Here is an 8,953-nt window from a genome sequence, read left to right on the forward strand (position 1 = left end):
GTAGATGTCTAGATTGCATTGTGCTGTCGAGGGTTTAGTAATTTCTCTCATTCTCTCATACCCATTACTAGACGACCCTTATTTATCAATGCACTATTTTGTTATTCTGTCAATGCGTAAGTCCTAATAACATCACGATTAGCTAAATGTTTCCAAGACTACAGAAAGCCAAATAAGACATTACATCCCATAGAAAGCTTATTAACACAACGAATATATGGCTTAATAATGGGATATGAAGACTTAAATGACCATGAAGAATTACGTCATGATCCAATGTTCGCACTGGCATTAGGAAAAAGCATTGGTCAAGAGAATGAACCATGTACATTGGCAGGAAAGAGTACATTAAATCGGATAGAACATTGTCCTGAAAATTTAGAACAAGGAGCAGAAAGTCGCTACCATAAAATTAGTCATTCTCAAGAAGAGATTGAGAAATTATTTGTAGACATATTTTTAGAATCTTATTCATCACCACCAAGACAAATAATCTTAGATTTGGATGTAACTGATGATTTAGTGCATGGGAATCAAGAACAAGTATTTTTCAATACTTATTATGGAGGATATTGCTATGCACCACTTTATATTTTCTGTGGAAAACATTTATTAGCAGCTAAACTTAGGGCTGCCAATGTAGACCCAGTAGAGGGAGCATTATCAGAATTACAGAGAGTCATTAAACAAATACGTGCAGAATGGAATAATGTAGAGATTTTAGTTCGTGGAGATAGCGCCTATTCCCGAGAAGATATTATGGAATGGTGTGAGTCTCAAATCAAAGTAGATTATGTATTTGGGTTGCCGGAAAACAGTCGTTTAATAAAGATGACCACTCTAACTCAAAGTAAAGCCAAGCAAGAGTTTGAGCAAAAGCTATCCACGGTAGTTTCCTTTTTAGAAACTCTATTTGTTCCAGATATTGAACTTCCTGAACTGGCATCAAATCTGATAGAAAACTCAACTTGGTATAAAACTATTGACTATCAAACCCATAAATCTTGGAGTCGTAGTCGTCGTGTAGTAACTAAAGTTGAGTATGGGGCAAAGGGAACTAATATCCGTTTTGTTGTTACCTCAATTCCTACTAATAAGATGCCTCCAAGTGAAGTTTATACCCAGAAATATTGTCCTAGAGGTGAGATGGAAAATCGTTTTAAAGAACAACAATTAGAACTATTTAGCGATAGAACCAGTACCCATACATTTGCTGGTAATCAACTACGTTTGTGGTTCTCTTCCATAGCTTATGTTTTAATGAATGCTTTGCGAAATAAATGTTTAGTTAAAACTGAATTACAGAATGCTCAAGTTGGGACTATCCGTACCAAATTGTTGAAGTTAGGAGCTTTGATTACTGTGAGTACCCGGCGAGTTTTAATTGCAATTAATAGTTCTTGTCCCTATCAGCATATTTATGCTACTGCTTACCGTTGTTTGCAGTTGTTACCAAATCCTGGTTAATTCTTTTGTGACGATTATTACTCTCATTTTTAGCTTTAATTTAGGGTGGGGATAAAAGTTTTTTTCTTAACTCTTTTTTGTCATGTCTAATTTTAATACTCAATTATTTATATCAGTATATTTTACCTGAATACTTCTTGATATTTAACAAAATCTATCAAATCTATACTTAGGAGATTTCCTTTTTTCATCTTCCCTACTTATGTAGCAAATAAACTTCCTTTGTTTTGCTCTTTATGAATGTTTTTTTTGGCTTGTGAGAAATCCGGGTTTCATGCTTTCTGCCTTCACAAGTAATTTTATTAATTAAACCAGACTATTTTAGTTTTTATCATAAACCTTTAAATTCAATATATATACCGTAAATATACTTAAAAAACTAACAAAAAACTGCCCCACCCTTGATCTGATTGTATCCCTTACAAAATCGGATGTATTATCGTAAAGGATGCACGTTTGTAGTATGCTCTAAACTCTTGCTCAAAGGGTTATAATACACAAAGGGAAGAGAGTTTTTGGTGTGGTTATGTTTATTTTTTCAAAATTGGGATGCTTGCATTTGACCTTTATTTCTAAATCTCCCCTCAATCATATTCTGCCACTAACTCCCCTTTCATTAATGCCATAAATATGATGAATTAAATGAGGATACTTTTCTCTAGCCATTTTACTTGCTACCTCTTGATCCTGATCAATAAAATAATCACCGCTATCAGGTTCAATAGCAATGTACCAACCATAGTATTTATCGAGTATTTCTGGTTTTAAACGCTCAAAAATCACCCAACAACGATCTGAAAATGCCTTTCTTCTCGCTCTATCTTGGGCTTTTTGTTCTTCTGTCCATTGAATTTCAGGAAATACTCTTCCACGTCTCACAATTCTCTCTGATGGACTTTGTGCCATATTTTTTACCTCAATATAATTATTGTCTTTACACTATTATAAAACATCCTCATTATTTTAGAGCGTGGAGTGCAGCACCGGAGGAGATTAATTTTCAACCCCCAACACCTTGACACAAAATACCTAAAATCTTGTTTAACTCCTTAATATAATAATTGTTCAAATCAATAAAAATCTCTGTCCCTACCAACTTTAAAAACTTCCAAATATCTCCAGTTGTCACAGCACCATAAACAGTTTTAATTTCATTACCTTCCTGTTCATTAAACAACTGTGCTGCTAACATTGCTGCTGCACATTGACCCAAACCACCTTTAATATTTTCATTTTTAGCTTCTACAATAATTACCACAGGAGCATTAATTGTTAACTGTTCCCTAGAACGACTGATAACAAAATCACAATAACCATTTAAACCTTTCTCAACATCAACATTAAAATCTGTACCAGAAAATAAACTAATTTGATAATTAGCCTTACGCCTAACTTCTAATAAAATTGGCGTAATAATCATTTCTGAGCGTGCTTTTTCTGTATTTATTGCTAACGCAAGTTCCGTAGTTTCTTCCAAAGTGCTGGTTAACTTTTCACTGATTTCTATAGGTTCTACAGCGGCAAATAAATCAATTTCTTCCTTAATTGTAATATGAAAATTATTCCTAAACTTAGTTAAGCTAAAATCGCTATAAGCCATTGCTATTACCTCATGATTTTCAACAGCTTATCCAAAATTTAAAACCTCTTTAATTATAGCAGTATACTTTTCAGGAATAGGTGCATCTTTACCTTTAGTCTCAATATCCCTGACCCAGCTTTGACTCATACCTACAGCATGAGCAAAATCTCTTTGACTCATTTTTTTAGCTGTTCTCATTTGTTTAACCAAGCTGCCAGTTATTTCCTTGATAACAGGTATATTCTTAACTGTTACTTTACCATTATTTACTCCCAAAGTTTCAGCTACGGTAGAATTATTTATGACAACATCAACCTGACTTTGTGTTTTTACACCAGCTTTATTAGATTTTGTGTGAAATTTTGTATTTTTTTGATTTTTTACTGATTTATTATTATTTATCTGTGAAGAAGGTAACTTAAAACTTAACTTAGCAGGTAATAAAATATTTTGAATATAATTATCTGGTAACTTCTTCTTTCCCAGTAACTTTTGATTTCTTTCTTGAGGTGATAAATGAGCTAATTCTTCTGGTATCGCCCACACAGGTCTTAACCATAATGGATAGGTTTCATCATCAAATTCAATCGTCATATTAACCTTATCTTTTAACAGTAATAAAGCTTCTTCTAAATCTTCTTTTAATCGCCAACCATAGCGATAATCATTCACTAATTTCTCAATTTGATTAGCTGGTAATATATTGGCCAATAAATTCCGAACTGTATAAATTCCATTTTTGCAAGTGCCATTATTTTGAATAATGTACAAAGCTAAATTGAAAGCTAGTTTATGTTGATGAGTATCTAAATCAAAAACTTCTTTGGGAATAAACCCACATTGATAAAGTGCAGTTTTTGCTTTTTCTCCTTCAGCATTGAGAAAATTATAAGTCCAAAGTCCAGGCTGTACACGAATTATCACCTCTAATAAATCTTCTGGTTCTTGAAATAAATTTGGCTGGCTATATTCCTGTACACTCACCATCCACAGTAAACAACGTTCTTTAATACAAAGATTTAAATCGCCTTCGTACCACTGAATAACTGCTCCCAAAGTACCAACAACCATAGCCAAATCTGCTATAGCTTTGAGTTTTTGTGATTTACTTAACTTTTTACTTTTATATATTTGCAGCGTCTTAATTAGTTCTGAACCACGCAGGATAAAAGGTTCTTTCCAAGGTTCTTGTTGTTGTGCAGCATAAGTAGCAAATACTGCGTGTAATCTAGCAGCCATTACACCGTACTTTTCCAGGATTTGGTGTTCTGCACTGTCTAAAATATATTGAGGTTGATGTGCTTGTTGGTGAAGTATGTAGAACTCAATATAACGACCTTTACCAAATTCTTTTGAGAAGTAAAGTTTGCCATCACTATACTTATTCCAATCAGGTTGTTTAAGGTATGCTTGGGTAGCACTAATAATTGGCGCACCTGTTGCTGTCATTTCGTAGTTATTGTTTATAAATAGCGGTTGTTCTGTGAAAGGAAGGTTTTTAGCTTTTCTGAGTCGCTTAGTTGTTGTTGGTATTTGTGGATTAGCAATAGTGGCAGTTCCAGTTTTGCGTGTAGCATCTGGTGAGTAAGGGATTGCTAATTGATAGCCTGATAATTCAGGGTTTGGATACCTTCTCTTATTCTCTCCTACTGATACCAAAACTGTCCTCCCCCAAATTACCAAAAGTTGACATGATTAGAAGTTACATTTCGCTGTTAATACTGAAAATACTGTTGAAACTTACTTATCAATTGATAATTGACAATTAACAATTGATAATTAATTGTTTCATTCAAGAGTTCAAACCTTTCCTTTCAAAGAGAAAAATCAAAATTTCTTATTCTTAACCTTTCTTAATTTCAGAAAGAAATAATTCTAAAAAGTTAATTGTTTATTGTTTATGATTGAAAATCATATAATTTCATTTTTATTGATTAACAAATTCCATTTTTTAAAACTTTTTATTTAAAAAGTGTTTTAACAATTGAGATCATTCAAACTTTGAAAAAAATAAACACAGCCACACCAAAAACTCTCCCAATTTCCTCTTCCTCTGCGTTCTCTGCGCCTCTGCGGTTCGTGCATCTGAAAAAAGGATGAGTGTGAAAAACCTCAGCATTTAACCGTTATTGATTAATGCTATTTAAAATATAATTACCCCTCAAAATTTCAAAAATTTCTAATTCTGCCTTCACTTTTACCCTAAATGATATTATCCAGTGATTACCAAATCCTGAATATCAAGCAACTTCTGAAACTACAGTACCCACGAAATTTTCATCAATATCTGTATCTTGATTTTCATTTTCGTGTGAAAGCTTTTCTTCTACCAGTTTTGTCAACCAGTCCATAACAGTTAACCCTGAATCTTTAGCAGCATCTTGCAGCAGAGGTTGTAAATGTGCTGGAAGTTGTAAATTCACGTTAAAAGTTTCTCGTAATGGGATGACATTTTTTCTGACTTGAGAAGATTCTCCAAAGCGGTAAGTCCAGTATTCGCATTCTGCACCACGTTGGTTGCCGTCTTTCTCAACAAAACTCAATTTACCCAGGCGATCGCAATAAAAACTTTGTGGATCATCCTTTACCGAATCCCGACTACAATACATACAATTCCAGCAACTACGGTTTACTGACTGCTGAGAATCATTAGTTGATTGCTTTTGCTTGTCAAAAGAGTAACTTTTTCTAGATTTATTCCCTGAATTTTCACGGTGGTACTCTCTAACAATTTGGGCAACATGACCAGATGTGACTTTTCCACCGGGTGCTGTAGAAACTGCTTTAGCCCAAACTTCTCGCTGTTCGTCTGGGGATAGAGTTGTTAAAGGTCTAACTTGGCGTTCGTTTGTCGGCAGAATTTTAATTTGTGATCCACGGGTCACATTTTCGGAAGTTTGTGATCCACAAGTAGCATCCTCAGAGTTTTGTGATCCACGGGTCACATTTTCGGAAGTTTGTGATCCACAGGTAGCATCCTCAGAATTTTGTGATCCATGGGTCACATTTTCAGAAGTTTGTGATCCACGTCTCAGATTTTCATAAACCGATGCACCTTGTATCAAGCGATAAGCAGAACGACGGGAGAATTCCCAACGGTTGAGACAATATTCCTCAAAGGTTTTATAGTTTTGGCGATAAAGTCGTTTGTCTCGAATTTGATCCAAAGACTGGCCTACTTCCCAAAATCCTCTTAAACCCTTTTCAATTTTCTTTTCTAATCTATCTAGTTCTAAAGCTTCAGCCTCATTTAGCTGATTTTCTATCTTTGATACGCTTTGACTATCAGCTTGATTTTGTTCAGAGTCAGTCTCTAACCCCATTGGATCACTTTTGTCTTCCAGGAGAAGATTTCTTGTATTCTCAAATACGGTAAAATCAGAAGATGACCTGGTTTGGTTTCCCCCCCCATTCACAGGATCTCGCCTAGATTCCGTCATATAGGCCATAACTTCGCTTTCCTAGTGATGACACCTTGTTTGTTGACGGATGCTTAGTCAAGTAGATTTTTTAACTTTGCACCGTGCAATTAAAATTTTTGCACAATGCCATCTAGACTGGCATATTATTTATAATTTCTTAACAATTCCCTGCCAATGTGATCCAAAATGTTTCTTGGTTTGTGGTAGATAGTTGATAGAGAATTTTCCTCAAACTCTTGTAAAGGAAAGAGGTTTAGTCTTCAATTAGTGAATAAAATAAATTAGCAAGCCTCACCCACTTTGAGTATTGCTAAACGCTTATATAAAACTAAGCAAAGTTGGCATCGCAAATGTACTAAATCAGCCCAAAAATCTGATGAAGTAGATACTTTCAATCCAATTTCAGGGTTAAACATCAATATTTAAAGTTGCCAACGTTATCATAATAAATATAAAGTGGAATAATAAGTAAAGTTTATAACTGGTAGAACCAGGTTTTCTACTATGCAAGAACGTCAAAAACGACTAGCAGAATTAATTGAACATTTATTAGAAGAAGGTTGGACTCAGAAAAAGTTAGCTGAAAGAATAGGTGTTGATACTACAACCGTGTATAGATGGTTAAAAGCGAAAGTTGTTCCTGAAGCTGACTCTAAAAACTTTTTGCGTTTGGCAAAAGTGAGTGGTGGTGATAGTGAATCTTTACAAGAGTATTTGGACGGTCATATATCTTTATCTGCCTATCGTCAGCGTTGGGAAAATAGCCCATTGAATTATGCTAACAGTTTTAAAAGCCGCCCTGTTGAAGAAATTAAACAGGAAGTTTTAGAACAAATTATTCTGCTTGAGCCAGCAGACATTTTAGATGTCATATCTAGAAGTGCGACCCTTTTGGCAGAAAAAAAATTAGTAGCAGAAAGAGCATGATTATAGGACTTACGCACTGTACAAATTCACCATGATGTGCATGAACGAAAATCCGTCGTTTCAGGCTTTTGTCGATTAACTTCCGATCAATAGCGATCACTCAAAAATCATTAAAAAATCACGTTAAAAAGCCTGAAATCCGTACCTCATATTTGGTTGATCCTGTCAATGCGTAAGTCCTAGATTAATATATGTTATGCCTACAATTTTTAATTTGACTTCTGTCAAAAGGTATAAAAATATTAAAAAATGCAGTTGAGTTTGCATCTTTATTCATAAAAATCTATCTTTAGACTTATATGAATGAAAATAATAAAAAATTTTAGAGTCTCACTTCTTAGAGGATGTCTGAGAAGTAAGAAAGCCCACGTAACGGTATCCTGTCAGTAGAAAAAACACGTAAGTATGACAGCGTTACGAGAGCTATGAATGCATCCTACCCAAGTAATTTGACTTCTCAACAGTGGGAACTGTTATCAGGGTTAATTCTAGAAGCTAAAAAAGGAGGTAGAAAACGTAGTGTTGATATGGAAGCAGTGGTAAATGCCATACTTTACATCCTGTCTGCAGGTTGTGCATGGCGAATGCTGCCTCACGACTGCCCGAAATGGAAAACTGTTTACCACTATTTTCGGCAGTGGAGAAAAGATGGGACATGGGAGAAAATCCATGAGCGTCTGCGTTTATGGGTGCGTGTGAGCATTGGGTTATGGATGTTTATTGTTTGCTGTGCAGTGTTGTCACACGACACGAAGAACAAAAAGGATTTGTTGTACTGCCCAAACGTTGGCTTGTGGAAAGAACTTTTGGTTGGTTTAACTCGTGTCGAAGACTGAGTAAGGACTATGAGATTTTACCTGAAACAACAGAGGCTTTTATTTATGTAGCTATGATTCGTTTAATGTTGAAGCAATTGGCGTAATCAAAATCACTTTCTCAAAACTTTTCAGACATCCTCTAAGAAAATTTGCTATGCACATATTATGCAAATATTAAGAAAATCTTAAAGTATTATATCTGTCATCTGTTTAACTTACAAGATAAGTTACCATATCTAAATATCATCATTAATACTGCCAAATCAGAAGAAACCGCAAACATAGTAGGTAAACAACATGATAAAAACAGTAATTATCGATGACCATGAATTGAGTCGATATGGTATCAAAATGTTACTCTCTGCTGCTCCTGATATAGAGATTTGTGGAGAAGCCCAAACAGCATCAGAAGGATTAAAAATCATTGACATTCACAAACCACATATAGCTCTTGTGAATTCGACTTTGGCAAACGGTGCTGGTGTGGAAGTTACTAGGCAAATTAAACAAGAAGCATCAAATACTAAAGTCGTGATTTTTAATGCCCAAGCCACAGAAGTCTGTGTTAGAGAAGCTTTTGTTGCTGGTGCGAATTCATATTGTACGACAATAGACATCTCCGAAAACTATCTAACCTTCACCACAACTGCTTTTGAGGAAATGAAGGTTAAGTGCAAAGATACTCAGATTATACGCTATAATCAGTGCTGAAGATGCCTGCTATTGGGAATTAGCCA

At 34.8% G+C, this 8,953-nt stretch carries 6 protein-coding genes and 2 pseudogenes; 4 read left to right on the forward strand and 4 right to left on the reverse strand.

All coding sequences use genetic code 11. The features are described 5' to 3' along the window. Positions 1 to 126: 126 nt before the first annotated feature. Positions 127 to 1,467, forward strand: a pseudogene (locus FFR48_RS22090) (IS1380 family transposase); the annotation flags it as partial. Positions 1,468 to 2,055: 588 nt separating this feature from the next. Here the strand turns inward: FFR48_RS22090 and FFR48_RS22095 are convergent. The 4 genes from FFR48_RS22095 to FFR48_RS22110 all read right to left on the reverse strand — a co-directional run bounded on the left by FFR48_RS22095 (position 2,056) and on the right by FFR48_RS22110 (position 6,489). Further along, the gene (locus FFR48_RS22095; RefSeq protein ID WP_096573080.1) at positions 2,056 to 2,373 is read right to left on the reverse strand and encodes a hypothetical protein; all 318 of its coding nucleotides are present in this window, start codon (positions 2,371 to 2,373) and stop codon (positions 2,056 to 2,058) included. Between the two features lie 94 nt (positions 2,374 to 2,467). After that, a complete protein-coding gene (locus tag FFR48_RS22100) occupies positions 2,468 to 3,067 on the reverse strand; it encodes a hypothetical protein (RefSeq protein ID WP_096573081.1) in 600 nt (199 codons plus the stop codon). A gap of 27 nt (positions 3,068 to 3,094) precedes the next feature. Continuing rightward, entirely contained in the window at positions 3,095 to 4,708 is a 1,614-nt protein-coding gene (locus FFR48_RS22105; protein WP_096573082.1) for a helix-turn-helix domain-containing protein, read from the reverse strand. Positions 4,709 to 5,289: 581 nt separating this feature from the next. Next, the gene (locus tag FFR48_RS22110; RefSeq protein WP_236104145.1) at positions 5,290 to 6,489 is read right to left on the reverse strand and encodes a hypothetical protein; all 1,200 of its coding nucleotides are present in this window, start codon (positions 6,487 to 6,489) and stop codon (positions 5,290 to 5,292) included. A gap of 486 nt (positions 6,490 to 6,975) precedes the next feature. Between FFR48_RS22110 and FFR48_RS22115 the strand changes: the two genes are divergently transcribed. The 3 genes and pseudogenes from FFR48_RS22115 (at position 6,976) to FFR48_RS22125 (ending at position 8,927) form a co-directional block, all read left to right on the forward strand. Continuing rightward, on the forward strand, positions 6,976 to 7,398 hold the full coding sequence (locus FFR48_RS22115; RefSeq protein ID WP_096573084.1) for a helix-turn-helix domain-containing protein: 423 nt from the start codon (positions 6,976 to 6,978) through the stop codon (positions 7,396 to 7,398). 425 nt (positions 7,399 to 7,823) lie between these two features. Then, a pseudogene (locus FFR48_RS22120) lies at positions 7,824 to 8,320 on the forward strand (transposase). A 193-nt stretch (positions 8,321 to 8,513) separates the two neighbouring features. Then, the gene (locus FFR48_RS22125) at positions 8,514 to 8,927 is read left to right on the forward strand and encodes a response regulator (RefSeq protein ID WP_137668855.1); all 414 of its coding nucleotides are present in this window, start codon (positions 8,514 to 8,516) and stop codon (positions 8,925 to 8,927) included. Positions 8,928 to 8,953: the final 26 nt, after the last annotated feature.

Origin of the sequence: Sphaerospermopsis reniformis, from assembly GCF_005402885.1 — a bacterium.
Taxonomy (GTDB): Bacteria; Cyanobacteriota; Cyanobacteriia; order Cyanobacteriales; family Nostocaceae; genus Sphaerospermopsis; species Sphaerospermopsis kisseleviana.